Annotated in this window: 28 protein-coding genes; 15 read left to right on the top strand and 13 right to left on the bottom strand. The window is 71.2% G+C overall.

Translation table 11 applies throughout. The features are described 5' to 3' along the window. Positions 1–93: 93 nt before the first annotated feature. Positions 94–543: a hypothetical protein gene (locus ACFU8Q_RS08615; RefSeq protein WP_384449748.1), complete on the bottom strand. Its 450-nt coding sequence runs from the start codon at positions 541–543 to the stop codon at positions 94–96. A 74-nt stretch (positions 544–617) separates the two neighbouring features. After that, the gene (locus ACFU8Q_RS08610) at positions 618–1,235 is read right to left on the bottom strand and encodes a TetR/AcrR family transcriptional regulator (protein ID WP_384449745.1); all 618 of its coding nucleotides are present in this window, start codon (positions 1,233–1,235) and stop codon (positions 618–620) included. 76 nt (positions 1,236–1,311) lie between these two features. On the opposite strand from ACFU8Q_RS08610, the gene ACFU8Q_RS08605 reads away from it, so the two are divergent. The 3 genes from ACFU8Q_RS08605 (at position 1,312) to ACFU8Q_RS08595 (ending at position 4,028) form a co-directional block, all read left to right on the top strand. Beyond that, positions 1,312–2,523: an FAD-dependent monooxygenase gene (locus ACFU8Q_RS08605; RefSeq protein ID WP_384449742.1), complete on the top strand. Its 1,212-nt coding sequence runs from the start codon at positions 1,312–1,314 to the stop codon at positions 2,521–2,523. An 83-nt stretch (positions 2,524–2,606) separates the two neighbouring features. Next, on the top strand, positions 2,607–3,506 hold the full coding sequence (locus tag ACFU8Q_RS08600; RefSeq protein WP_384449739.1) for a Gfo/Idh/MocA family protein: 900 nt from the start codon (positions 2,607–2,609) through the stop codon (positions 3,504–3,506). Positions 3,507–3,680: 174 nt separating this feature from the next. After that, positions 3,681–4,028 (top strand): hypothetical protein, encoded by a 348-nt coding sequence (locus tag ACFU8Q_RS08595; RefSeq protein ID WP_384449736.1) that lies wholly within the window; start codon positions 3,681–3,683, stop codon positions 4,026–4,028. 25 nt (positions 4,029–4,053) lie between these two features. Here the strand turns inward: ACFU8Q_RS08595 and lnt are convergent, their stop codons facing one another. The 3 genes from lnt to ACFU8Q_RS08580 form a co-directional block, all read right to left on the bottom strand. Further along, positions 4,054–5,676: an apolipoprotein N-acyltransferase gene (lnt, locus tag ACFU8Q_RS08590; protein WP_384449733.1), complete on the bottom strand. Its 1,623-nt coding sequence runs from the start codon at positions 5,674–5,676 to the stop codon at positions 4,054–4,056. 92 nt (positions 5,677–5,768) lie between these two features. Further along, complete coding sequence (locus tag ACFU8Q_RS08585) at positions 5,769–6,266, bottom strand: nuclear transport factor 2 family protein (RefSeq protein WP_384449730.1); 498 nt, start codon at positions 6,264–6,266, stop codon at positions 5,769–5,771. Between the two features lie 69 nt (positions 6,267–6,335). Continuing rightward, the gene (locus ACFU8Q_RS08580; RefSeq protein WP_384449727.1) at positions 6,336–7,199 is read right to left on the bottom strand and encodes a universal stress protein; all 864 of its coding nucleotides are present in this window, start codon (positions 7,197–7,199) and stop codon (positions 6,336–6,338) included. A 249-nt stretch (positions 7,200–7,448) separates the two neighbouring features. Here ACFU8Q_RS08580 and ACFU8Q_RS08575 point away from each other — a divergent pair, with 249 nt between their 5' ends. The 3 genes from ACFU8Q_RS08575 (at position 7,449) to ACFU8Q_RS08565 (ending at position 9,511) form a co-directional block, all read left to right on the top strand. Further along, entirely contained in the window at positions 7,449–8,375 is a 927-nt protein-coding gene (locus tag ACFU8Q_RS08575; RefSeq protein WP_384449724.1) for a hypothetical protein, read from the top strand. A gap of 456 nt (positions 8,376–8,831) precedes the next feature. Beyond that, on the top strand, positions 8,832–9,080 hold the full coding sequence (locus ACFU8Q_RS08570) for a hypothetical protein (RefSeq protein ID WP_384449721.1): 249 nt from the start codon (positions 8,832–8,834) through the stop codon (positions 9,078–9,080). 131 nt (positions 9,081–9,211) lie between these two features. Further along, positions 9,212–9,511, top strand: a complete 300-nt coding sequence (locus tag ACFU8Q_RS08565; RefSeq protein ID WP_384449718.1) for a hypothetical protein — start codon at positions 9,212–9,214, stop codon at positions 9,509–9,511. A gap of 441 nt (positions 9,512–9,952) precedes the next feature. Here the strand turns inward: ACFU8Q_RS08565 and ACFU8Q_RS08560 are convergent, their stop codons facing one another. Both ACFU8Q_RS08560 and ACFU8Q_RS08555 read right to left on the bottom strand, forming a co-directional pair. Further along, the gene (locus ACFU8Q_RS08560; RefSeq protein ID WP_384449715.1) at positions 9,953–10,825 is read right to left on the bottom strand and encodes an undecaprenyl-diphosphate phosphatase; all 873 of its coding nucleotides are present in this window, start codon (positions 10,823–10,825) and stop codon (positions 9,953–9,955) included. A gap of 215 nt (positions 10,826–11,040) precedes the next feature. Next, a complete protein-coding gene (locus ACFU8Q_RS08555; protein ID WP_384449712.1) occupies positions 11,041–11,754 on the bottom strand; it encodes a TVP38/TMEM64 family protein in 714 nt (237 codons plus the stop codon). 429 nt (positions 11,755–12,183) lie between these two features. Between ACFU8Q_RS08555 and tuf the strand changes: the two genes are divergently transcribed. From tuf to ACFU8Q_RS08540, 3 genes are all read left to right on the top strand, one after another. Continuing rightward, positions 12,184–13,353: an elongation factor Tu gene (gene tuf, locus ACFU8Q_RS08550; protein WP_384449709.1), complete on the top strand. Its 1,170-nt coding sequence runs from the start codon at positions 12,184–12,186 to the stop codon at positions 13,351–13,353. A 72-nt stretch (positions 13,354–13,425) separates the two neighbouring features. Then, positions 13,426–14,271: a patatin-like phospholipase family protein gene (locus tag ACFU8Q_RS08545; protein WP_384449706.1), complete on the top strand. Its 846-nt coding sequence runs from the start codon at positions 13,426–13,428 to the stop codon at positions 14,269–14,271. A gap of 22 nt (positions 14,272–14,293) precedes the next feature. Continuing rightward, complete coding sequence (locus ACFU8Q_RS08540; protein ID WP_384449703.1) at positions 14,294–15,139, top strand: spermidine synthase; 846 nt, start codon at positions 14,294–14,296, stop codon at positions 15,137–15,139. Here the strand turns inward: ACFU8Q_RS08540 and ACFU8Q_RS08535 are convergent. Both ACFU8Q_RS08535 and ACFU8Q_RS08530 read right to left on the bottom strand, forming a co-directional pair. Further along, positions 15,101–16,399 (bottom strand): MFS transporter, encoded by a 1,299-nt coding sequence (locus tag ACFU8Q_RS08535; protein ID WP_384449701.1) that lies wholly within the window; start codon positions 16,397–16,399, stop codon positions 15,101–15,103. The two genes, ACFU8Q_RS08540 and ACFU8Q_RS08535, sit on opposite strands and share 39 nt — an antisense overlap. A gap of 63 nt (positions 16,400–16,462) precedes the next feature. Continuing rightward, entirely contained in the window at positions 16,463–17,530 is a 1,068-nt protein-coding gene (locus ACFU8Q_RS08530; protein WP_384449697.1) for a hypothetical protein, read from the bottom strand. 138 nt (positions 17,531–17,668) lie between these two features. Here ACFU8Q_RS08530 and ACFU8Q_RS08525 point away from each other — a divergent pair, with 138 nt between their 5' ends. Together ACFU8Q_RS08525 and ACFU8Q_RS08520 are read left to right on the top strand one after the other, a co-directional pair. Continuing rightward, positions 17,669–18,121: a DUF4442 domain-containing protein gene (locus ACFU8Q_RS08525; RefSeq protein WP_384449694.1), complete on the top strand. Its 453-nt coding sequence runs from the start codon at positions 17,669–17,671 to the stop codon at positions 18,119–18,121. A gap of 162 nt (positions 18,122–18,283) precedes the next feature. Next, the gene (locus tag ACFU8Q_RS08520) at positions 18,284–18,943 is read left to right on the top strand and encodes a DedA family protein (RefSeq protein WP_384449691.1); all 660 of its coding nucleotides are present in this window, start codon (positions 18,284–18,286) and stop codon (positions 18,941–18,943) included. Between the two features lie 203 nt (positions 18,944–19,146). Here the strand turns inward: ACFU8Q_RS08520 and ACFU8Q_RS08515 are convergent, their stop codons facing one another. Continuing rightward, complete coding sequence (locus ACFU8Q_RS08515) at positions 19,147–19,677, bottom strand: gamma carbonic anhydrase family protein (protein ID WP_384449688.1); 531 nt, start codon at positions 19,675–19,677, stop codon at positions 19,147–19,149. Positions 19,678–19,858: 181 nt separating this feature from the next. Between ACFU8Q_RS08515 and ACFU8Q_RS08510 the strand changes: the two genes are divergently transcribed. Further along, a complete protein-coding gene (locus ACFU8Q_RS08510) occupies positions 19,859–20,614 on the top strand; it encodes an acyltransferase (RefSeq protein WP_384449750.1) in 756 nt (251 codons plus the stop codon). A gap of 22 nt (positions 20,615–20,636) precedes the next feature. Here ACFU8Q_RS08510 and ACFU8Q_RS08505 read toward each other — a convergent pair whose 3' ends face one another. Continuing rightward, positions 20,637–21,503: an EamA family transporter gene (locus tag ACFU8Q_RS08505; protein ID WP_384449686.1), complete on the bottom strand. Its 867-nt coding sequence runs from the start codon at positions 21,501–21,503 to the stop codon at positions 20,637–20,639. Between the two features lie 93 nt (positions 21,504–21,596). On the opposite strand from ACFU8Q_RS08505, the gene ACFU8Q_RS08500 reads away from it, so the two are divergent. Next, positions 21,597–22,169: a helix-turn-helix domain-containing protein gene (locus tag ACFU8Q_RS08500; RefSeq protein WP_384449683.1), complete on the top strand. Its 573-nt coding sequence runs from the start codon at positions 21,597–21,599 to the stop codon at positions 22,167–22,169. Positions 22,170–22,213: 44 nt separating this feature from the next. Further along, positions 22,214–22,774, top strand: a complete 561-nt coding sequence (locus tag ACFU8Q_RS08495) for a YbaK/EbsC family protein (RefSeq protein ID WP_384449680.1) — start codon at positions 22,214–22,216, stop codon at positions 22,772–22,774. A 35-nt stretch (positions 22,775–22,809) separates the two neighbouring features. Here ACFU8Q_RS08495 and ACFU8Q_RS08490 read toward each other — a convergent pair whose 3' ends face one another. Further along, a complete protein-coding gene (locus ACFU8Q_RS08490; RefSeq protein ID WP_384449677.1) occupies positions 22,810–23,634 on the bottom strand; it encodes an aminoglycoside N(3)-acetyltransferase in 825 nt (274 codons plus the stop codon). A 73-nt stretch (positions 23,635–23,707) separates the two neighbouring features. Beyond that, positions 23,708–24,118, bottom strand: coding sequence for a CoA-binding protein (locus ACFU8Q_RS08485; RefSeq protein WP_384449674.1), 411 nt, complete (start codon positions 24,116–24,118; stop codon positions 23,708–23,710). A 58-nt stretch (positions 24,119–24,176) separates the two neighbouring features. On the opposite strand from ACFU8Q_RS08485, the gene ACFU8Q_RS08480 reads away from it, so the two are divergent. Further along, positions 24,177–24,803: a YigZ family protein gene (locus tag ACFU8Q_RS08480; protein WP_384449671.1), complete on the top strand. Its 627-nt coding sequence runs from the start codon at positions 24,177–24,179 to the stop codon at positions 24,801–24,803. Positions 24,804–24,871: the final 68 nt, after the last annotated feature.

Here is a 24,871-nt window from a genome sequence, read left to right as displayed (position 1 = left end):
TTCCGGTATCGGGCGACGGCTTGTGTCTGTCGTGTCGGGTTCAGTGGTTGCTTTGCCGGTGCCGGACGACCGTTCGTCGCTGCCGTACCGGGCTCAGTGGCCGTAGGTGTTCTCGCAGATCCGGGACTGCGGGCTGCCCGCCGGCCAGTGCCCGTACCCCCGTCCCAGTGCGCAGACGTCCGTTCCGGTGGCGGGGGCCGGCGGGGCCGGGACGGGGGCCGTCACGGCGGGCGGGGCGTGACGCGGCCGGGGCCGGGCCGCCGCGGGGTGGTTCCGTTGCCGCGGTGCGCGGGCCGCGGCGCGGCCGGTGTCCGGCGGTGCGCCCGCCGGGGTGGACGCGGCGGCGGACGGCACGGGGGCCGGTACGGTTTCCAGGCTGTCGTGGACCGGTGGCCGCGCGATCTGCGGCGCCAGGTCCCGGGCGGGGCCGCTGTTCCGGGGCCGGGGCGGCACATCCGGCTGCGGGGTCACGGACACACAGCCGGACAGCGTAGTGACCGCCACGCCGACGAGGAGCTTCACGATGATTCTGGTTCGTTGCACCTGATCACTCTGCGGTGCGGAACCGGCATCAGGTGAGCCGGGAAGCCGGGATTGGCCCGCACGAGTGACGCCGGTCAGCGCAATGCCCACGCGGATCCCAGCATCCCGCGCAGTAGTTCGGCGAAGCCGGTACGCAGCTCCTCCTCCGTCGGTACGGAGCGGTGGTACGACCCCGCGGCGCACGAGAACATCAGCCCTTCGCACCAGGCCACCAGGGACAGTGTGTGCCGCTCGGGTTCGGCCGACCCGGCCGCCGTCATCAGCGCCATCAGCGGCTCGCGGAACTGCCGGCCCGTCGCGTCGAAGAACTCCCGCAGCTCGGGGCGGCGGGTGGCTTCCAGGGCGAGCTCGTAGCGGCAGACGAGCAGTTCGGGATGGCGGGTGAGATACCGGTGCAGGGCCAGCGCCAGACCGGCGACCAGCGCTTCCGGGCCAGGGGGTTGTGCGGCGTCCGGAGCCGGAAGTTCACCCGGGGCGAGCACCCGTGCCTCGCGCTCCGCCAGCCGTCGCACCGTCGCCTCCAGCAGGGACTGCCGGGTGCGTGCGTAGTTGGACGTCGACCCCTGGGGGAGTCCGGCGCGCTCGTCCACCGCGCGGTGGGTCAGCCCGCGCATCCCGCGTTCGGCGAGGAGCGCGAGGGCGGCATCGGTAATGAGATCGGCCCGGGAGGTGCCGGTGGTGCGTGTGGCCATGGGGCCAACCTACCCGTGGCACTACACCTGTAGTAAGGTGAGCGTGTCACTACAGGTGTAGTCTCAAGGAGGAGTGATGGACCATCCCCACGCCGTCGTCATCGGCAGCGGAATCGGAGGCCTCACCACGGCGGTGGCCCTGCGCGGGAGCGGTTGGCGGGTCACCGTTCTGGAGCGCGCCGCCTCCCTGGAACCCGTCGGCGCCGGTATCGCCCTCGCTCCCAACTCCCAGCGAGCCCTTGACGTCATCGGCCTCGGCGACGAGATCAGGTCCCTCGCCGCCTGGCAGGGCGCGGGTGGCATGCGCACCCCGGGCGGCCGCTGGCTCTCCCGCACGAACAGCGCCGCCGCGACCGAGCGGTTCGGCGGCCCGATCGTCCTGCTGCACCGGGCCACCTTCGTCGACCGCCTCGTGGCCCGGCTCCCCGACTCCACCGTCCACACCGGTGCCGCCGCGGAACTGCTGGACCCGGGCGTCGTGGGCGGTGCGCGTGCCGTGGTGCGCACGGCGTCCGGGACCGTCGAAGCCGACCTCGTGGTCGGTGCCGACGGCATCAGGTCCGGCGTACGCGGCGTCCTCTTCCCGGCCCACCCCGGACCCTCGTACGCCGGATTCACCACCTGGCGTCTCGTCGTCCCCGCGTCCGGGCGGCCCTTCGCCCCGCACGAGACCTGGGGGCGCGGCGCCCTCTGGGGCACCCAGCCGCTCAAGGACGGCCGGATCTACGCCTACGCGGCCGCCGTCGCCCCCGCCGGAGCCCATGCCGCCGACGACGAGAAGGCGGAGCTGATGCGCCGGTTCGGCAGCTGGCACGACCCGATCCCATCCGTCATCGCCGCCGCCGAGCCCGGCCAGGTGCTCCGCAACGACGTGCACCACCTGATCGACCCCCTGCCCTCCTTCCACCGGGGCCGCACCGTTCTCGTCGGTGACTCCGCGCATGCCATGGCTCCCAGCCTCGGCCAGGGCGGCAACCAGGCGGTCGAGGACGCCATCGTGCTCGCCCACCACGTGACGCCGGACCGGGACCTCGGCGCGGGCCTGGCCGCGTACACCGGCGACCGGCTGCCGCGCACGACGGCCATCGTCCGCAAGGCAGCGAAGGCCTCCCGGCTGATGCGATGGACCGGCGCCCCGGCCGTATTGCTGCGCGACGCCCTGATCGCCGGCGTCTCACGGATCGGGCCCACTCTCGTCCTGCGCACCTTCGACGGCATCGCGGACTGGCGGCCGCCGGGGCACACGTATGCTGCCCGGACGAAGGACGCGCACCGGCCACCGCGGTAGACACCGGCTCGAACGGCCCGACGGGCATCCTCACCCGGTGAACGCCACGTCGGCCGGCGCCGAACAGTGAGAGGGAGACCCCCGTGAAGGTCGGCTGCATCGGGCTCGGCGACATCGCGCAGAAGGCGTATCTGCCGGTTCTGACCACACTGCCCGGGGTCGAACTGCATCTGCAGACCCGCACCCCCGCCACTCTGACGGCGGTCGCCGAGGCGCACCGGATCCCGTCCGGGCAGCGCCACACCGACCTCGGATCGCTGCTTGCCGAGGGCCTGGACGCCGCGTTCGTGCACGCTCCCACCGCCGTACATCCGGAGATCGTGGGGCGTCTGCTGGACGCGGGCGTCGCCACCTACGTCGACAAGCCGCTGGCCTATGAACTCGCCGATTCCGAGAGGCTGGTGGGCCTGGCCGAGGAGCGCGGGGCGAGCCTCGCCGTCGGGTTCAACCGCAGGCTCGCGCCCGGATACGCGCAGTGCGCCGAGCACCCGCGCGAGCTGATCCTCATGCAGAAGAACCGGGTCGGCCTGCCCGAGGAACCACGCTCCATGGTGCTCGACGACTTCATCCATGTCGTCGACACGTTGCGCTTCCTCGCCCCGGGGCCGATCGAGCACACCGTCGTACAGGCCAGGATCCGCGACGGTCTGATGCACCACGTCGTGCTGCAGCTGTCCGGTGACGGATTCACCGCGATCGGCCTCATGAACCGGCTCAGCGGCTCGACGGAGGAACGGCTGGAGGTCTCCGGCCAGGACTCCAAGCGCGAGGTCGTGAACCTTGCCGAGGTGATCGATCACAAGGGCCAGCCGAGCGTACGACGGCGCGGCGACTGGGTCCCGGTGGCCCGTCAGCGCGGCATCGAACAGAGCGTGCTGTCGTTCCTGGACGCCGTACGGGCCGGAAAGGTGCTGAGCGCCAGGGACGCCCTGCAGACGCACGAGCTGTGCGAGCGCGTCCTGCGCGACCTGGACTGTGCCTAGAAGGGTCTGTCCGGCGGATCGGGCCGGACAGACCCTAGGCGAGGTCAGGAGGGTGCTGAAGGTCGGGCTCCGCCAGGATCTTCAGCGCCCTCCGGGGCTCTTCGCTCCGGGATGCGTCGGGACCCGCTCCGGTGCAGGCTGAGGAGATGGACCACGGCCCGTGGAGGTGACCTCGTGAGGCCCCACGACGAGCCAAAGGGCTGGGGAGCGCTCCAGCCGCCGCCCGGCTACTACTCGGCCGACGGGCGGCCGCCCGACGCGATGCAGCGCGGTCTGATCCTCGACTGGGCGGTCAATCAGCGGATCGCCGGCGGCTGGCGTGTGGAGTCGCGGTCCGAGACGCAGGTCGTCATGGTCCGGGGCCGGCCGCTCAATCATGTGCTCCACGCCCTCCTGATGGTGTTCACCTGTTTTCTCTGGGGTGCGGTGTGGCTGGTGCTGGCCGTGACTCACAAGGTCGAGCGGGTCTCGCTCACCGTCGACGCCCAGGGGCACATCATCTCCGTGAACGGCCCGGGATAGTCCGGCGGCCGGCCCCCACCCAGGCTCACACCGTCGGCCCGCCGCGTGAGCCGACCACCGGAGCCTGCGCATCCCGCGCACCGCCCGGCCCGCCCCCGTCGCGTCTCCTGATCATCCGCACCCCCTCGTACGCGCAGAACACGGCCAGCACCGCCCACGCCCCGTGCACCGGCCAGTCGCCCAGCCGCACGTAGAGGGTGGTGCCGGAGGCCAGCGGTACGTCGAACACCGCTGCCCCACTCGTATCCGTACCGAGTGGCGCACCGATCCGTGCGCCCTGCGGGCCGTACACCGCACTGACGCCGGTGAGCGTGGCATGCACCATCGGGCGGCCGTTCTCGGCGGCTCGCAGTGCCCCGAGCGAGGCGTGCTGTTCGGGAGCCCAGCTGTGCTGGAACGTCGCGGTCGAGGACTGGTCGACCAGGATTTGCGCACCGTCCCGGGTCAGCCGCCGACTCATGTCGGGGAACGCGGACTCGAAGCAGATCAGCGGCCCGATACGCAGCCCCTTCCCGTCGTCGGCTCGGGGGAGCCACATCGTGACCGGGTGGGTGCCGCGCAGCCGGTCCTGGCCCGCCGCCTTGCCCACGGACGTGGCCCACCCGAGCACCGAACGGGCCGGGACGTACTCTCCGAACGGCACCAGGCGCATCTTGTCGTACCGCTGTCCCGTCAGCCCGTGCGGACCCACCAGCACCGCGGACTTGAAGATCCCCGTCCGGCCCGATGCGTCGGTCTGTCGGGCGTCCATGTTGACCAGTACATCCGCGCCCACCCGACGCGACAGGGCTGCGATCCGGGCGGTGATGTCCGGGTGCTGGGAGAGATCCACCCCGACACTGCTCTCGCCCCACACCACCAGATCGAGACCGCGTCCCGCCAGTGATCCGGTCAGCCGCTCACTCGTGGCGAGCCGCCGCTCGATGCTGTGGGGACCCGCGAGCACACCCGGCTGCACGACGGCGACCCTGGCCACGCCCGACGGCACGGGCCGCGGCGCCCACCCGACCATCGCCCCCACCGCCAGGGCGCACGTCAGGACGGAGACCACGGCGACCGTCCGGGCGGCCGTGCTCACGAACAGCAGGACGACGGCGGTGTTCACGGCGACCACCAGAAGACTCACCAGCCACACCCCGCCGACCGATGCCACGCGGAGCGCCGGAGCCACCTCCCACTGGCTCGCGCCGAGCAGCCCCCAGGGACCGCCGAGCCCCTCCCAGGAGCGGACCAGTTCGATCATCAGCCAGCCGCACGGCACCACCACGACCGCGGCCGCCGCGGATGCGACGCGCACCCGCCCGCGCATCGTCCGGAAGACCAGCAGCCCCCACGGCGCCCACAGCAGACCGAGCAGCGCCGCCAGGATCACGATGAACACATGGAGACTCGGCATCAGCCAGTGATGCACGGCGAGCAGATAGCCCGTCCCGCCGAGCCAGCCGTCGAGCGCCGCCCGGCGCCCCGTACCGGCGGACCGGATCAACAGCAGCCACGGCACCAGAGCGACGTAGGCCAGCCACCACAGGGAAGGGGCGGGGAACGCGAGCGCGGGCAGCGCACCTGCGAGCAGCGCGATGCAGCCGCGCCACCCTCCGGACCGCAGAATCCGCTGCCACCGCTCGCGCCGACCCGCCGGAATCCGCATGCCGCGCCTCCTTGATCAGCAGTGTCGCCCCTGGGCTCCCGTTCCGCAGTTCTTCCCCGGCGCCGGCGAACGGAAGCACCCGGTGGGCGGGGTCAGCCCGCGGTGTGCGAGCCCGCTGTGTCGCGCCACTTCTCGTCGACGGTCACGGAACGGATCCCCCAGCCGCTCCCCGTGCGCGACAGGGTGAAGGCGTACCGCCCGCCGGAGACGAAGTTCGGCGCGCCCGCCCCCGCTCCGGAACCGCCCTGGCCGCCCGCCGTGGCCTCCAGCCGCATCGGGTTCAGGTAGTCGGCCCGCACCTCGGCGTGGTCGCCCGGGTAGCCGCCCAGGTCCTGGATGTCGAGTCGGCGGTTGACGATCAGATGCTGGCGCACGGGGAACAGCCGCATGGTCTCCGCAAGCCACTGGGCGACCTCGGCGGCGGGCCCTTCGATGCCGCCCGCGCTGCGGTAGTCGGCACGGCCGTCCGGGGTGAACAGGGCCCGGTAGTCCGCCCATGCGCCGTCGTCCACCGCCCTCGCGTATCCGGTGATCACTGCATCGATGGACAGCTGGTCCATCACGGTCGAGAGATCCACGCGCTGCGTCATCGGGTCAGTGTCTGCCCGCGGGAGTGCGACGCCAAGGGGGCGTGCACGCACGGGCGCGCGGCGCCGTTGTCAGCAGGGCACCACGGCCACCGGGCCGAGCGCGTGCGTGAGCGTGGTCTGTGCGACGGGAGAGAGCCCGAGCCCGAGGGACTCACCGCCCCTGCGCCGCCCGATCACGGTCAGCGCCGCGGTCGCCGAGGCCGTGACCAGGGTGCGTGCGGCGGAGCCTCCGACCGGTTCCCTGACGACCTCGACCTGCGGGTACCTCTCCTGCCGGCCCGCGGTGAGTTCGGCGAGGGTGCGCGCGGCCGCGCCCGCCGCCGCGTCCCGGTCGAAGACGGCACCACCGGACAGCATCGAGGAGAACATCGTCCAGCCGTGCACGATCCGCAGCCGCGCACCCGGCCGGGACGCGGCCGTCACGAAGGCGAAGTCCAGCACCGCTTCACTGCTCTCGTCGGCAGCCACACCCGCGACGATGTCGGGGTAGGCCTCCGCCGCCTCCCCCTCGTCCTCCTCCGACGGTCCGCTGTGGATGACGACCACGGGGCACTTGGCCATCGAGGCGGTCGCCAGGCTGTTGGAGCCGAGCATCAGGGACCGGAAACCGCCCAGACCCCGTGAGCCGATGACCACCAGCGACGCGTCGCGGCTCAGGGCGGTGAGCGCCGCCGTGGGGAAGTCCAGTGGTGCGAGCGTCGTCGGGTGCAGATCCGGAGCGATCTCGCCCACCCTCCGTACGGACCGGGTGAGCAGCTCCTCCGCCCCGCGCAGCTGCGTCTCCCGGACGGCGCGCCGGGTCGGCGTCCGGGCGTGCACGATCACCAGCGCGAGCCCCCGGCGGACGGCTTCGCGCGTGGCCCAGTCGAGTGCCTCGCGGCTGTGCGACGAGCCGTCGACAGCTGCGATCACGGGACGGTCGGTGGTGGTCATGATTCCCTCCAGATTCCGGCGGTACCTGTCCCAGGCTGGTGCGCGCATGAGCCGTACGGCAGGGACTTTCGGCCCCTTCCGCCGGGCCGGCTGTCCGGACCGGTCGACTCGTGTCCGGCCGGGGCACGCCCCGTACGCTACGGGCGGTCGTGGTCCGCCGGACGGCACCGCCGGTACTCCGCGCGGCGTAGGACGACCGCCTCCGCCGGTACGACGCCCGGCGCGGCGGACCGGGGGAGGCTTCGGGCCATGGAGAACCAGTCCGCAGTGGAGACGACCGTGCCCGGGCCCGCGAGCGCCGGGCAGCCGCCCTTCAGCACCGAGTGGCGTCGGCTGCGCCCCGTCGAGGCACTCTGTCATGTGACGGGAGCGGTGCTTGTCGGCTCCGGGCTGTTCCACCTCGTCGTCCTCGCCGTCGACGGCGGTTCCTGGGAGGGCCCGGTGTCCTGGCGTAAACCGGTCACCTTCGGGTTCTCCTTCGGTCTGACGCTCGCCACGGTGACCTGGGTGTCCTCGTACATACGGCTCGGGAACCGGGTCCGGGCCGTGCTGCTCGGGCTGCTCGCCGCCGACTGCGTACTGGAGGTCGGCGGCATCACGCTCCAGGCGTGGCGCGGCGTACCGTCCCACTTCAACATGGAGACCCCGTTCGACACCGCGGTCTCCATGTCGCTGGCTGTCGGCGGGGGACTGCTGGTCGGCATCCTCGCCACTCTCGCGATCGCCTCGTTCACCTGGCGCCCGCAGGGGCCCGCCGGTATGGCCCTGGCCCTGCGGGCGGGGTGGGCGATCCTCCTCGTCGGACTGCTGTCGGGCATGGCCATGATCGCCCGCGGCGTGTACCTCACCCGCACCGGACACCAGTCGGCCGGCTACCGGTCCACCGCATCGCTCAAACCGCTGCACGGCGTGAGCCTGCACGCGATCCTGGTGCTCCCGGCGCTCGCCCGGCTCCTCGCCCGGACCTCCTGGAGTGCGCGCACCCGCCGCTCCGTCGTACGGGCCGCCGCAGGGTGTTGTGCGGCGCTGGTCGTCGCGGCCCTGGCGTGGGCGGTCGCCGACGCCCGAAGCACGAAACCTCTGGGCCACAGCTCGATCCACGTGACCATGGACATCTACACCTTTGTACGCTCGACGCCCAGCGTTCCGCCTTCGAGCACGTCGGCGATGCTCTGAGGGGTGACGGCTGCGGGTGGGACGATGACGATGGTGTGGCCGGTTTTCCGGTAGCCGTCTGATCCGGTTCCGAAGCTGGTTGCCGGGTGAGGGTGCTCAGGGTGCAGGTCCATCCGGGGCCGCTGAGACTGCGGGCTTTGAGCCGTGGCGGGAGGAGATCGTGGACTCTGACGACGGTGCCGGTCCATTGGGCCGGGCCCGGCGTTGCCCACGGTGATGGTGTAGACGCCCCGTCTGCCGCGCGCTGCGGTTCCAGGCGGGCGGGCGGACCGTGTACGCAGCCGTTGTTCACCATCCTGGAACGACTGCGAACAACTTCCTCGCTCGGGCTCTTCACGAAGCGCTCTGATTCGGACCGCTGGGTCCGGTCAACGTGTGGTCGTGCTGCTCGTGACCGATGGGGGGCGGTGTCGTTGCCTGGTTGATCCGATCTCTGACCAACCTGGAGCGTGCTTCATGTCTCTTACCACAGCTACCCGACTTGCCGCAGTGTCCTCCGCTGCGATCGCCGCCGTGTCGGTGTGCCTGGGCGCAACCTCGGCCGCCGAGGCCGCCGAGCCCGCGCAGGTGCGGGCGGTGGAGCAGAGCGCCGCCCCGGCCGACGACGACCCCGGAGCCTCCGTTCAGTTCGTCCCGCTGGGCAGTCTGCTGTTCTCCGACCGGGCCGTAAAGACCAGCGTGAGCCCGGTGCGATGGGATCGCTGACCGAACGACTTCACCGCGCCCGGACCGCCGGTATTCGGGCCTACCGGGCGCGCCTGCACCCCGACACACCCTCTCCTGCCGGATTGACGTCCACAGCCTCCGGGGAAACCGTCGCAGAGGCGGGTGACGGCGTGAACGGGTTCGATGTCCTCGCCGCGGTGATCGGCCTACCGGTGAGCACATGGCGGTACCGGTGGGAGGACGACGAAGTGCGCCACCTGGGGCCGATGGCACAGGACTGGCGGGCCCACCTCGGCCTGGGAGCCGACGACAGGACGATCTGCTGCACCGATGCCAACGGCGTCGCGATCGTGGCGATTCAGGCACTTCACCGGCAACTCACAGACCTTCAGGCTGAGGTCAGGGAACTCCGGACGCAGAAGGTTGAACCGGCAGCACACGCACCTGGTGCGGAGACCTCGCGGGTCTGACCATCTCAACCGCTGTGCCTGGCTGTGGCTGGGTGCAGCGGTTGCGGGTGGAATGACCGCCCCGCGGCCGTGCCTGTGCTGCGTCTTCTGATTGCGGGACGCAGGCCGCTACGCTCCCTGCATGCCGCTGGTTTTGGGCCGGGCGCACCGCACGACGCTTGGGAGCCCTCAGTTTCCGCCGCCGACCCGGAGAAGGCGCTCGCCGAGCGCGTTCAAGGTCTACTGGCCCGCCCCGACCCGGACTGACCCGAACCCGGCCGCCGCGTAGAAGGGCCTGCACAGCTGCTTGAGGCTGTGCAGGCCCTTCTTTCGGTCCCCGGATTTGCTGTCGCACAGCTCTTTGGCCGCGCGTCTCCCAGTCTCCCGAGTGGGAGACGAGTAGGAGACGAACACGACGCAAGCGTCAGAATGCGCTAGATGGTGCTAGGCGTGGTGACTCGGTCAACCCGCGGACTCGCCCGCGTGCGGGCTCAGAACCCCGGCGCCGACCAGGATGAAGAGCAGAATGCCCAGAATGATCCGGTAGGCCACGAAAGGCATGAAGCTCTTGGTCGTGATGAACTTCATGAACCACGCGATGACGGCGTACCCCACGCCGAACGCGATGAACGTCGCGAAGATCGTCGGCCCCCACGACACATGTCCCTCACCCGCGTCCTTCAGCTCGAAGACACCCGAGGCCAGCACTGCCGGGATCGCCAGCAGGAAGGAGTAGCGGGCCGCCGCCTCGCGGGTGTACCCCATCAGCAGACCGCCGCTGATGGTGGCGCCGGAGCGGGAGACACCCGGGATCAGGGCCATGGCCTGGCAGAAACCGAAGATCAGGCCGTCCTTGACGCCGAGTTCCTTGAGTGTCTTGCGCTCCTTGCCGGCCCGGTGCCTGCCTCCCGACTCGTCGCGGGCGGCGAGACGGTCGGCGAAACCGAGGACGATGCCCATGACGATCAGAGTGGTGGCGATCAGCCGAAGATCGCGGAAGGGCCCCTCGATCTGGTCCTTGAACGTCACACCGAGCACGCCGATGGGGATGGAGCCGACGATGACCAGCCAGCCCATCCGGGCGTCGTGGTCGCCGCGCATGGACCGGTCCACCAGCGAGCGGAACCAGGCAGAGACGATCCGAACGATGTCCTTGCGGAAGTAGATGAGGACGGCCGCCTCCGTGCCGATCTGGGTGATGGCGGTGAACGCCGCACCCGGGTCGTGCCACCCGGCGAACGCGGCGGTCAGCCGCAGATGCGCGCTGGAGGAGATCGGCAGGAACTCGGTCAGTCCCTGAACGAGGCCCAGGACGAACGATTCGAACCAGCTCATGGGGCTTTGGCCATCCCGGAGGTGATCGTGCATCGGCCGACGGCCATGGGTGCCGTCGGCCATGTGCGGATTTGCGGTCGAATGAGGGCAGGGCACGGTGCCGCGCCCGGAGATCTTCGGTCGGTCGCGGGCAGAGTATCGCCCTCAGATGAACAGCTTTACGCGTACCCGCGCCGCCCCTGCCGCCCGCTCCGGCGCGAACCGGACCACACGGCTCACTCGGCGGAGAGTCGGTGGCGCTTGCGCCAGGCGACGACGGCCGCGCCGAGCCCCGTCAGTACGATGAAGCCCATTGCCGCCAGGAACGCGGGCGATGTCGGTGACGAGGCCTCGCTGCCCGCGACGACATACGCGGCGGTGTTCGGGATCGAGCCGAGCCCGGTGGCGGCCAGGAACGGTGAGTACCCCATGCGCGAGACCGCCGCGCAGTAGTTGGCCGCCGCGAACGGGACACCGGGGAACAGCCGCAGCGCCAGCATCGAGCGGAAACCGTGCCGACTCAGCTGACCGTCCGCCGCCCTGAGCCAGCGCCCGCGCAGCAGCGTACGGAGCGCGTCCTGACCGAGCACCCTGCCCAGCCCGAACGAGATGCCCGCGCCGAGGACCGTGCCCGCCAGCGACGCCGCCAGACCCGCCTGCGAACCGAAGAGCGCGCCCGCGGCGACATTGAGCAGGGGCCTCGGTACGAAGGCCACGGTGCACGCGCCGTACGCGACACCGAACAGCACGACCGCGGCGGCGCCCCCGCTCAGCCGGCCGGGCCAGTCGGCGGCCAGCAACCGCTGGGGCTGGAGGAGCAGCATCGCCGCCGCGGCGGCCAGCAGCACCACCACGAGCAGCGAGAACCGGGACCAGGGCGACAGCAGCGCCCTCGTACAGCGCGCGGCGAGACCGGTGGCGGGCCGGGCGGCGGGGACGGGGTCGAGCATGCGGGGAGACTAACCGACGCCCGCGGGTGATCGCCGTAACGCGAACGGTACGGGACGGGCGGCCCGTACCACTCCCCGCTCTGCCGGACGCCATGCCTGCGACGCCGGCCGGACGCCGAACTCCCGCATCCGCCCGCGATGTCAGCCGGAAAACCATTCGACGCCGCCACGTCCCTCGGCCATGATCGGACCCATGTTCCGGTACGCCTTTCCCGCAGCGCGGTCCGCAGTCGCGGACGCGCCGAAGGCTGCCGTGAACCCCGTCATCGCAGCGGCACTTGTCGCAGCGGCAGCATTCACCGCTGCCGCGGCGCCCATCGGCGGCGCCCGAAGCTGACCCTCCCCCGACAGTCCGGCGGACCCCGTAAGGGGAGGGTCGGCGGGGCCCTGGGGTCTTCTCTCTCAGCTTCGAATTCCAAGGAATGAGCCATGCCCAAGACGGCATACGTGCGCACCAAGCCGCACCTCAACATCGGCACCATGGGCCACGTCGACCACGGCAAGACCACCCTGACCGCCGCCATCACCAAGGTCCTCAGCGACCGCGGAACCGGCACGTTCGTCCCGTTCGACCGGATCGACCGGGCGCCGGAGGAGACGCAGCGCGGCATCACCATCAACATCGCGCACGTCGAGTACGAGACCGACACCCGCCACTACGCCCATGTCGACATGCCGGGCCACGCCGACTACATCAAGAACATGGTCACCGGCGCCGCCCAGCTCGACGGAGCGATCCTCGTCGTCTCCGCGCTCGACGGGATCATGCCGCAGACCGCCGAGCACGTCCTGCTCGCCCGGCAGGTGGGCGTCGACCACATCGTCGTGGCCCTCAACAAGGCCGACGCGGGGGACCCCGAGCTGACCGACCTGGTCGAGCTCGAGGTCCGCGAACTGCTCTCCGCGCACGGCTACGGCGGTGACTCCGTCCCCGTCGTACGTGTGTCGGGCCTCAAGGCCCTGGAAGGCGACCCTCGTTGGACCGCGGCCGTCGAGGCGTTGCTCGACGCCGTCGACACGTATGTGCCGATGCCGGTCCGCTACACCGACGCGCCGTTCCTGCTGTCGGTGGAGAACGTCCTGACCATCACCGGCCGGGGCACTGTCGTCACCGGGGCCGTCGAGCGCGGCACCGTGCGGGTCGGCGACCGGGTGTCGGTGCTGGGCCCGGACATCGAGACGGTCGTCACCGGTCTGGAGACCTTCGGGAAGCCGATGGAGTCCGCGGAGGCCGGCGACAATGTGGCGCTGCTGCTGCGCGGTGTGGAGCGCGACCGGGTCCGTCGCGGCCATGTGGTCGCGGCGCCCGGCAGCGTGACGCCGAGCCGCCGCTTCACCGCGCAGGTGTACGTCCTGTCGGCGCGCGAGGGCGGCCGGACCACGCCGGTCACCACCGGCTACCGGCCGCAGTTCTACATCCGCACCGCGGACGTCGTCGGCGATGTCGACCTCGGCACGGTGGCGGTGGCGCGCCCCGGTGACACGGTCGACCTGACCGTCGAACTGGGCCGTGACGTCCCGCTGGAGACCGGACTCGGCTTCGCGATCCGCGAGGGCGGCCGTACCGTCGGCGCGGGCACCGTGACCGGACTGCTCTGACGCGTGTCGCCAAGGGCCCGCCTCCCGTACCCTGCGGGAGGCGGGCCCGATGCCTTGCGCAAGACTGACGGCATGACAGAAACAGCACTGGTGCTCGGTGCCGGCGGCGTCACCGGCAGCGCCTGGGAAACGGGAATTCTGTACGGGCTCGCGAAGGCGGGCGTGGACCTCACCGGCGCCGATCTGATCATCGGCAGCTCGGCGGGCGCGGTGGTCGGCGCGCAGCTGGCCTCAGGGCTGCTCGGCCTGCCGGAACTGTACGAACTCCAGCTCGCCGATCCGCAGGACATGACCGGCGGCAAGCTCGGGGCGCTCACGCTCCTGCGCTACGCGGGGGCCGTACTGACTGCCCGTACCCCCGAGGCGTACGGCCGGAAGCTGGCCGCGATCGCGCAGGGCGCCCGCCTCGGCGTCACCGCGGAAGAGCGGCGCGCGTCGATCGCCGAACGCCTCCCCACGACCGACTGGCCCGAGCGGCCCCTGCGCGTCACCGCAGTCGACGCGGTCACGGGTGAACTCCACACATTCGACAAGGACAGCGCAGTGCCCCTTGTCGACGCCGTCACCGCGAGCTGCGCCGTTCCGGCCGTCTGGCCGGTCGCCACCATCGGGGGACGGTCCTGGATCGACGGCGGAGTGCACTCCCCGGCCAACGCCCATCTTGCCGCGGGCTACGGACGCGTCGTCGTCATCGCACCGACGGCCAGTGGCAACAAGGCCATCGCCTCGCCGCGCTCACAGGCGGCCGAACTCGCCGCGAAGGGAACCCGCGTCGAGGTGATCACCCCGGACGCGGCGGCCAAGAAGGCGTTCGGCCACAACCCCCTCGACCCGGGCCACCGGGCCGCGGCAGCCCGCGCCGGGCTCGCCCAGGCCGCGGCGCACACCGAGGCCGTCGCCGCGGTCGTGAACAGCTGATCCGGCCCCTCACAATGGGGGAGTGAACGAGTCGATACCTGTCATCCGGGACGTGGACCAGGGCACCGCCAGACTCCTGCCCGACGTGGACCGGGACCGGGCCTGGCTGCTCACCGTCGACGGCGCGCCCCAGTCGTACGTCGACCTCGACGCGCCGGACCACCTCGAATTCGAGTACGCTCGCCGGCTCGCCCACGTAGTGGACTGCGCGGCGGTACCGGGCGCACCGCTGGACGTACTCCACCTCGGCGGCGGTGCGCTCACCCTGCCCCGCTACGTCGCCGCGGCCAGGCCCGGCTCCCGTCAGGACGTCGCCGAGGCCGACCTCGGGCTCCTCGCCCTGGTCGCGGAGCAGTTGCCGGTCCCCGAAGGCAGCGGAATCACGGTGCACGGCACGGACGCCCGCAGCCGGCTGGAACAGACCCGGCCCGGCTCCGTCGACCTCCTGATCGCGGACGTCTTCGGTGGTTCGCGGGTGCCTGCCCACCTCACCAGCGTCGAGTACGCGCAGGCCGCCCGCCGGGTGCTGCGCGACGGCGGAATCTACGCCGCCAACCTCGCCGACGGCGCGCCCTTCGGGTTCCTCCGCTCCCAACTGGCCACCTTCGCGACCGTCTTCGAGGAGCTCGCGCTGATCGCCGAACCCGCGGTGCTGCGCGGCCGGCGCTTCGGCAACGTCATCCTCGTCGCGTCCCCGCTCCCCGTCGACACTGGGGCACTGACCCGTCGCTGCGCCGCCGACGCCTTCCCCGCCAGGGTCGAGTACGGCCCCGCGCTGAAACGGTTCGCCGGTGCGGCCCGGCCAGTCGTGGACAGCGAGGCGGTCGCCTCACCCGAGCCGCCCGACGGAGCCTTCGGCATCGGCTGAGCCCGACGCCAGGGCCTTGGCCGTCACCACCTCGGTGGTGACGGCGGCTCGGGTCAGATTGCGTACCTCGGGTACGAACAGCACGGCACCGGTGACCAGCACGATCAGCGCCGCGCAGCCCCACAGGGCCGGACCGCGCCCGACCAGGGACTCCACCGGACCGGCGAGCGCGGTGGCGACCGGCATCATCGCCACCGAGCCGAACCAGTCGTACGCCGAGACCCGCGACAGCTTTTCCTCCGGGATCTCCTGATGCATGGCCGTCATCCACGAGACCCCGAACACCTCGATGGCGACGCCGCTGACGAACATCACCCCGCAGAGCCCCACCACCGGCAACGGCACCGCGAGTCCCGCCGACGGCAGCGCCAGCGGGAAGACACAGAGAGTTCCGGCCAGCAGCATCCGCCGGGGCCTCCAGCGCGTCATCAGGAACGCCCCGCCCAGCGTGCCGGCCCCGAACGCGGCGAGCGCGAAGCCCCAGGGACGCGCGCCACCGAGTTCGTCCCTGGCGACCAGTGGCCCGTACACCGATTCGGCGGCCCCCACCGCGGCGACCACCACCGAGAACTGCGCCACGATGCTCCACAGCCAGGGGCGGCCGACGAACTCCTGCCAGCCGTCCCGCAGATCGGCGAGCAGGCCGCCGCCCGGCACGCGCGACGGAATGTGGCTGACGTCGAGGAAGGCACGCAGCGCACCCGCCAAAGCGAAGGACGCCGCATCGATGGCCAGCACCCAGCCCGGGTCCATCGCGGCGATCATGGCGCCGCCGAGCGCCGCACCGCCGATCGTCGCGCCCTGCATGGCCATCCGGAACAGGGCGAAGGCGCGGCTCGCCTGCTCACGGCTGACGCTCGACATCAGCATGCCCTCGGCTGCCGGGTTGAAGAACGCCTGCCCGGTGCCGCACAACGCGGTGAGCAGCATCATCTGCCACAGCTTCGGATCGCCGGCCAGGACCAGCCAGGCGAAGGCGGCCTGCGAGACGCAGTTGAGGGCGTTCGCCGCGACCATCACGCGGTGGCGTGGCAGCCGGTCGGCGACCGCCCCGCCGATCAGCAGGAAGAGCACCAGCGGTGCGGCCCTGGCGGCGGCCACCAGGCCGACGTCGCCGCCGTCACCGCCCGCCTCCAGAACCGCGAACGCCGCCGCGATCAGTGCACCATGGGTACCCAGGCCCGTGATGATCGCGGCGGCGGTCAGCAGACGATAGTTGCGGCCGGGGCGGCGGACGGGGGAGGCGGGAGCGGCAGTCACCAAGGGACTATCGCCGCCGCGGGCCCGCCCCGCCAATTGTTTTCCGGGACGCGGGGGAGTGGGTCAGGGGGACGGGGCGGCGTCCACCAGCCGCACAGTGCTCAGAATCTTCTGGATCGTCGTATCAGGGAGTTCGTTCTTGACGTTGTCCGCTCCGTACAGGATCCAGGACGCGAACTCGCCCTTCTTGTTCTTGAAGGTGAAGGCGATCGTCTTGCCGTCGCTGTCGCACTTCTTCCGCTTCGTGACGTTGGGAGCGGTGGCCGTGACGACCTGGCCGGTGAGCCCCGACTTCGTGGTGTACTGCTTGGCCGGGGTGAACTTGATGGTGCTCTGCGGCATGTGCTGCGCATAGGCGGCCCATGCCCAGGTGCCGGCCTCGCTGTGGGCGTTCTTGGCGGCATCGGTGGCGCCCTGGGCGCCCCGGGTACCAGCACTTGCGAGGCTGATGTTCTCCGTGATGCCGTCCTTGTCGGAATCGTCCACGCACCACTTCTTCTGGTAGTACGTCGGCGCGGAGAAACCGATGAGGGGCGTGCCGTCGCCCTTCTTGTCGTCCTCGAAGAACGAGGACGTGCCGGGAGCGCTGACCTCCCAGTCGCCCGGCACGTCGAACTGCGTGCCCCACTTGGGGTTGGTGACGACCTTCCAGCCCGCGATCTGGGGCTTGGCGTCCCCGCCGGTGCCGCGCGGGTTCGCCTCGGGCGAGGACGCGGATTCGGACGGTTCGGCGGGCGCCGAGGAGTTCTTGCCGTCGGCGACGTCCTTGCCCTTGTTGTCGTCCTTGTTCATCACGACGACACCGGTGACCACGGCAGCCACGACGACGGCGGTGGCCGCGACGATCGCGACGGCGGTGGTCTTCTTCTTGCCGCCGTCGGGCCGCGGACCACCGGGCGGGCCGGGCACCGCGTACTGCGGCACGGTCGGCTGCTGGTACGGGTTCGGCTGCGGATAGCCGGGCTGCTGACCCTGCTGCGGGTACCCCGGCTGCTGCCCGGGCTGTCCTTGCTGCTGATATCCCGGTTGCTGATAGGGATTCGGCTGCTGGTACCCCGGCTGCTGATACGGGTTCTGACTCTGGTCCTGCGGGTTCTGCTCGCCCCCGGGCGGCTGCTGTCCTGGCCACATGGCGAGTAACGATAGAGGTGCGGTGCCCGGTCGGCCACGCCCGCCCCTGCGAGCGAACCGTGAAGGAAGCGATCCCGGGACCGGACGCACCGGACCCCGGGATGGCCAAACAGTTCTACTCGTAAGTAACATCTGGTCATGAGTGCTGAACAGACAACCGTCGGCGAGATGCTCGCCGCGACGGTCCCGATGGCCCGGACCCTCAACCTCGAGTTCCTGGAGACGACCGCCGAGCGTGCGGTGGTCCGTCTGCCGGACCAGGCCGACTACCACAACCACGTCGGCGGACCCCATGCCGGCGCGATGTTCACGCTCGCGGAGTCCGCCAGCGGTGCGATCGTCCTCGCCGCCTTCGGCGACCAGCTGTCCCGCGCAGTTCCGCTGGCGGTGAAAGCGGAGATCGGTTACAAGAAGCTGGCCAAGGGGGTCGTCACGGCCACGGCAACCCTCGGCCGCCCGGTGGCCGAGGTCATCGCCGAACTGGACGAGGGCATGCGCCCCGAGTTCCCCGTGGCCATCGAGATCCGGCGCGCGGACGGCGCGGTGACCGGTGAGATGACGGTCGTCTGGACGTTGCGTTCGAACGCCTGACCAGGAACGGCTCTGCGAAGGGCCGCCCCGCACTCTTGGATCCCAGGGGCCGTGGCGGTCCTTCGCGCTGTTCGTGCGGATGGCCAGGCAGGTAGCATTCCCGCGGTGCGCCGAGGAGTTGACCGGCGGACAACCGGACATCAGTTACGGGAGGAATCGGCGTTGCACATCCAGGAGTGGCTGGAGACCGTCCCGGCGGTCAGCGTGTACGTCCTGGTGGGCGTCGTCATCGGGCTGGAGAGCCTCGGCATTCCGCTGCCGGGCGAGATCGTCCTGGTCAGCGCGGCGCTTCTGGCCGTCGGACACGACGGAATCAACCCCTGGATCCTCGGCGCCTGCGCATCGGCGGGCGCGGTCGTCGGTGACTCGGTCGGCTACGCCATCGGCCGCAAGGGCGGACGGCCGCTGATCGCCTGGCTCGGCGGGAAGTTCCCCAAGCACTTCGGGGAGAGCCAGATCGGCATGGCGGAACGGTCGTTCCAGAAGTGGGGCATGTGGGCGGTGTTCTTCGGCCGCTTCGTCGCACTGCTGCGGATCTTCGCGGGTCCGCTGGCCGGTGTGCTGCACATGCCGTACTGGAGGTTCCTGATCGCGAACGTGCTGGGCGGCATCGTCTGGGCCGGTGGCACCACGGCCGTCGTCTACTCGATGGGTGTCGTCGCCGAGGCCTGGCTCAAGCGGTTCTCGTACCTCGGCCTGGTCGCCGCGGTGCTGATCGGTGTGACGTCCATGCTGGTGCTGAAGAACCGCGCCAAGAAGGCGGCGGCACAGGCGTCGGCCGCATCGGCGCCCGACGCGGAGACCGTGCCGGCCGTGGACTGACCGCGCCGGGCCGGAGCATCCCGGCTGAGGCCGTACGGGGCCCGGCCGGGATGAACCGTCCCGGCCGGGGCTGTATGGGTCTGGGGTGTAGGCCGGGCCGGGGGTGGAACGGACCTGCGGGAATCGTTGTCCGATGCTTCCTTCGCTTCCCTCCGCCGGCCCGCCCGTGCCTCCGGGTTCCGCTCCGTACTGTCGCGTTCCGCTCAGCTCGCGTGTGCCTGGCGGTGTGCCTTGGCCAGTTCCACGTAGCCCACCGCGTTGAACTTGATGCTTTCGAGCTCTTCCTCGGTCAGCTGCCGCTTGACCTTGGCGGGGACGCCGGCGACGAGCGACCCCGGCGGTACCTGCATCCCCTGCGGAACCAGCGCCTGTGCCGCGACCAGCGAACCGGCGCCGATGCGGGCGCCGTTGAGGACCGTGGCCCCCATGCCGACCAGGACGTCGTCCTCGATGGTGCAGCCGTGGAGTACGGCGTTGTGCCCGACCGAGACACGCTCGCCGACCGTTACCGGGAACCCGGGGTCGACATGCACGCTGCAGTTGTCCTGGATGTTGCTGTCGGCGCCGATGGCGATGGGGCCGCAGTCGGCGCGCAGCACGGCCTGGTACCAGAGGCTGGAGCCGGCCGCCATCGTGATCTCGCCGATCACGACCGACATCGGTGCGGTGAAGGCTTCCGCATCGATGTCCGGTTCCTTGCCGCCGATTCCCGTGATCAACGCCTGCTCTGCCATCGCCCGTTCCTCCGTGCTCAGGTGTGGTGCGGTCGCGTCGTCCGACCGCCACGGCCCGTCCGCCGCTGTCCGATCGCGTCGGAGAAACGGTATGCGACGGGCGAAGAGCTGACGCCGAGTGGGGTGAACATCACAGGGTGCCCCGGTGATCACGCCGGGCGCCGCCGACTACCGTGTGCGAGTGCCCAAGAACTGGAACGCGTGCTCTTCCCTCGCCGCTTGGCGGCGGCGCGCCGTGTCCCGGGCTGTCCATCGCGGCTGGCGCTGGGTGCAGGAGTCGGGCGCGGTCACCGCGGAACACCCCGGCGGGCTGCGGTTCGGCCGGATCGGCGAAGGCACCCGGCTCGCCTTCCCGCAGGGCACGGTCTTCGGAGAGCCGTGGATCGAGCTCGGCGCCCACTGTGTGATCGGTGAGCAGGTCACGCTGACGGCCGGACTCATGCCCGACCTGGACCTCGGCGCCGAGCCGATCCTGACCCTGGGGGACGGAGTGGTGCTCGGCCGCGGCAGTCATGTCGTCGCCGACACCAGGGTGACCATCGGTTCTGACACGTACTGCGGGCCGTATGTGTACATCACGTCCACGAACCACAGTTACGACGATCCGCACGAGCCGGTCGGCAAGCAGTGGCCCCGCATGGAGCCCGTCGCCATCGGGCCGGGCTGCTGGATCGGCACCGGAGCGGTGATCCTGCCGGGGGCCGTGCTGGGGCGCAACGTGGTGGTCGCGGCTGGCGCGGTCGTACGCGGAGAGGTGCCCGACCACGCGGTGGTGGCCGGTGCTCCCGCCCGTGTCGTGCGCAGCTGGGACCCCGAGAAGGGCTGGCAGCCCCCGCTGCGCACCCCTGCCCCGGTACCGATTCCGTCGGGCGTCACGCCCGAGCAGCTGCTGTCCCTGGCGGAACCGAGCGAGGCTTCGGGTCCGTCCGGCGACTGAGGGCGGCGGCCGCCGGGGGCCCTCAGCCGGTCGCCAGCAGCACTGTGCCCACCAGCGCGAGACCGGCCCCGGCCGCCTGTACCCCGCGCAGTCGTTCCTTGAGCACGCCGCGCGCGGCCAGGGCCGTGACCACCGGATAGAGCGAGGCGAGCACGGCGGCCACGGTGACCGGGCCGTGCTGTGCGGCGATCGAGTAAGTGCCGTTGGCCGCCACGTCCGCGAGCCCGACGAACGCCAGGGCCGGCAGCGCGGCCAGCACCACGGCGACACCGCCCTCCTCGGGCAGTGCGCGCGCCCCGCGCCGCACCGATACGTACAAGGCCGTACCGCCCACCGCGATGTTGGTCAGGCGCTGGACGAAGAGCGCCAGGAACAGCCCGGTGACCGTGGTGGACGCCTCTGCGATCAGGGACATCACCGAACCGAAGCCGAAGGCGGCCACCAGGGTCAGCAGCACCGCCCGGCGCTGCACCGGCGCCCCGCGCAACTGTGGACCACCCGCCAGCACGATGCCCACCAAGGCCACGCCGACTCCCGCGAACTGCAGCAGCCCCGGCCGCTCCCCGACGGCGATCCCGATGCTCACCGGAACGGCGACACCCAGTGATCCGAGCGGTGAGACCACGCCCATCGGGCCGAGCGCCAGGGCCTTGTAGAAGCTCAGCATCGCGACAGGCCCGACGGCACCCGCCGCGACGGCGAACCAGAGGTGCGGACCTGCCTCGCTCCAGCCGCCGGTCGCGATCACGATGCCACCCAGCACGACGGCCGCGGCGGCCTGCGAGACGACGACCACGGTGAGTGCGGGCGTCCGCCGGGTGAGCAGCCCGCCGCCGAAGTCGGCCAACCCCCAGAGCAGGCTGGTGGCCAGGGCGAACAGTGCTGTCATGGCATGCCTCGCAGTACAGTGCGATGAACGGTGTGGTCCACCACACCGTAGTGCAGTATTTTTGACCCTGTCATCCAAAATATTGGACGGAATGTGTCTGACCTGGATCAGCTCACTCAGTCGCTGGCGCGCAATCTCAAACGCTGGCGGGGGGAACGCGGCTTCACCCTGGACGCACTCGCCGCTCGTGCCGGGGTCAGCCGCGGCATGATCATTCAGATCGAGCAGGCCCGCACCAATCCGAGCGTCGGCACCACGGTCAAGCTCGCCGACGCGCTGGGCGTCAGCATCACCACCCTGCTCGACTATGAACAGGGCTCACCGGTCCGGCTGGTGCCCGAGAGCCAGGCGGTACGCATGTGGTCCACGGAGGCGGGCAGCGCCACCACCCTGCTCGTCGGTACGGAGGCCAGGGGTCCGCTCGAACTCTGGTCGTGGCGCCTGATGCCCGGCGACAGCAGCACTTCCGATCCGCACCCCGAGGGCACCGTCGAACTGCTCCATGTCACGGCGGGCGAGCTCACTCTGGTCGTCGACGGCTCCTCGTACCGCGTACCGGCCGGTGGATCCGCCACCTTCGAGGCGCATCACCCGCACGCCTACCGCAACGACGGCTCCGAGCCCACCGAGGTGACGATGGTGGTCTCGATCCCACCCGTACGGTGAGACGGCCCATCGGCCGCCTCCAGGACGCTGTTAGCGTGGTGCGCATGCGCGCACCCATCGGATCCTTCGAGAACGCCTGCCCGGCGGCCGACCGCCTCGACCTGCTCACCGAGCCCGTCGCCGCAGCTGTGACCGAGGGCTGGGGCGGGGTCCCCGCCGAGCATGTCATCCACGTCGACACCGATCCGGCCATCGCCGATACCGCGGTCTTCGTCGAGCACCACGGCGCGGAACTGCTCGACCGCTCGGCCAACTGCGTCGTGGTGGCGGGCAAGCGCGGCGGCGAAGTGACGCTGGCGGCCTGCCTCGTCCTCTCCCACTCCCGCGTCGACGTGAACGGCGCGGTCCGCAAGCACCTCGGTGCCCGCAAGGCGTCTTTCGCCTCGATGGACACGGCGGTCGGCGAGACCGGCATGGAGTACGGCGGCATCACACCGATCGGACTCCCGGCCGGATGGCCGCTGTTGATCGATCCCGCCGTCGTCGACGAGGAGTGGGTGCTGATCGGCAGCGGCAGGCGCCGGGGCAAGCTGATCGTTCCGGGCAAGGCGCTGGCCGCGCTGCCGGGCGCGGTGATCGTCGAGGGCCTGGGCGTCAGGGTCTGAGGCCGCCGCTCAGCCGTGCGTGCGGCGAAGGGCCCTCACCGGCATCCGCTGCGGTGTGACGACAGCCAGCGGGAGGCGAAGTCGACGGCATCGGTGAGGCGGAAGAGCCGGCTCGTCGACGCGCCCACCGGACCGGTGCGGACCGCCGCACCGTGGTCCGAGCGGGTGAAGTCCGCTCCCAGGGCCGCGAAGTCGCTGTCGTCGAGCGCGACGTCCTCGTACTCCCACCAATGGCGTCGGCCCTCGGTCGTCACCACACAGCGGTAGCTGCGGCGGGGCGGGGAGGGTACCCGGTACTCACCGAGATGGAACGCGGTGCAGGTGTCGAAGCCGGTGCCCAGCAGGAGCACTTGGGCCCGCAGGTCGTAGAGGCGGGCCAACGGGGAGTCCTCGCCGAGATGGCAGTCGGATCGGTGGTCCGCCACCAGATTCCCGGCCAGCGGCCCGAGCGCGGCGAAGGACGTCTGAGGATGTCCGCTGCGTACCGCCCCCTCGGTCAGCCGGACCGCCTCGGCGAGGCGGCCCATCGACGGCGCGGCCGAAGTCGCCGCGTCGAACGGCGGCATGCTCGCCCGCACCGCCTCCCGGGCCTGGTCGGTGAGACCGCGCACCCGGTCGAGATAGTGCGGAGAGGTGTCGGAGTTCTCCGGAGTGAAAGCCGGGACGACGAGTGTGCCGCGCCCGCCGAGGGCGTCGCGCAACGCACCGACCACCGCCCCGACCCCGCCGCCGACCGTGCCCACCGCCCGCATCGACGCGTGCACCAGAAGGACGCCGTTCCGCTCCACTCCGAGCTCGGACAGTTGCCCGGCCAGCCCGGTTCGGCCGTGACGGACGATCGGCGCAGTCGTAGTACCCACAGCGGGCCATTCTCCCAGCCGGGCCGCGAGTGTGACACCACGCACATTCGGACGAACGACGGGGCCGCTGCGGCTACTGGCTCAGCGCCGGAATCTCGATGGCGGGGCAGCGGTCCATGACCATGTCGAGCCCCGCCGCGCGCGTGCGGTCGTACGCCTCGGTGTCGACCACCCCGAGCTGGAACCAGACCGCCTTCGCGCCCGCGGTCACTGCCTCGTCGGCCACGCCGCCCGCCAGTTCGCTGTTGACGAAGACGTCCACCACATCGACCGGGAACGGTATGTCGGCCAGCGAGGCATAGCCGTCCTCGCCGTGGACCCGCTCCGCCTTCGGATGCACCGGGACCACGCGCTTGCCGAAGCGCTGAAGCACCTCGGCGACGCCGTAGGCCGCGCGCGACCGGTTGTTGGACAGGCCCACCACGGCCCAGGTCTCGCCCGTGTCCCGGAGAATCCTGCGGATCGTCTCTGCGTCTGCGTACATGATCCGGACAACGGACGGCGGCCCCGGACTGTTCCCGGCCGGGGCATAGGCTGGCCGGATGCAGGAGCAGTACCGGACAGTCGCCCGAGCGGGCGTGCACGAGACCGAGATCAACCGGTCACGCTTCATCTGCTCGCTCGCCCCCGCCGCCACCGAGCAGGAGGCGCAGGACTTCGTCGCACGCGTTCGCAAGGAACACCCGACCGCCACCCACAACTGCTTCGCCTATGTGATCGGCGCCGACGCCTCCGTACAGAAGGCGAGCGACGACGGAGAGCCCGGCGGCACCGCGGGTGTGCCCATGCTGCAGATGCTGACGCGCCGTGAGATGCGGTACGTCGTGGCCGTCGTCACCCGCTACTACGGTGGTGTGAAGCTCGGCGCGGGCGGACTGATCCGGGCGTACGGGGGAGCGGTGGGCGAGGCCCTCGACGCGATCGGCACCCTCACCCGGCAGCGGTTCCGCCTCGCCACGATCACCGTCGGCCATCAGCGCGCGGGCAAGCTGGAGAACGACCTCCGGGCCACCGGACGGACGGTGCGCGAGGTCCGGTACGCGGAGGCCGTAGTCATCGAGATCGGGCTGCCGGACGCCGACGTCGAGGGATTCCGCGGCTGGCTGGCCGACGCGACGGCGGGCGAGGCCCGGCTGGAGCTGGGCGGCGAGGCGTACGGGGACGTCTGACCGGGAGGTCGGGTCCGGAGCCGGGGTCGGGGTCCGGGCCACGCTGTCCAGGTCCCACGCCCGCGCGA

This window comes from Streptomyces sp. NPDC057543 (genome assembly GCF_042801895.1).
GTDB lineage: Bacteria > Actinomycetota > Actinomycetes > Streptomycetales > Streptomycetaceae > Streptomyces.
Note: the sequence above shows the minus strand (reverse complement) of the source record. Positions and strands in the feature narration are given on the sequence as shown.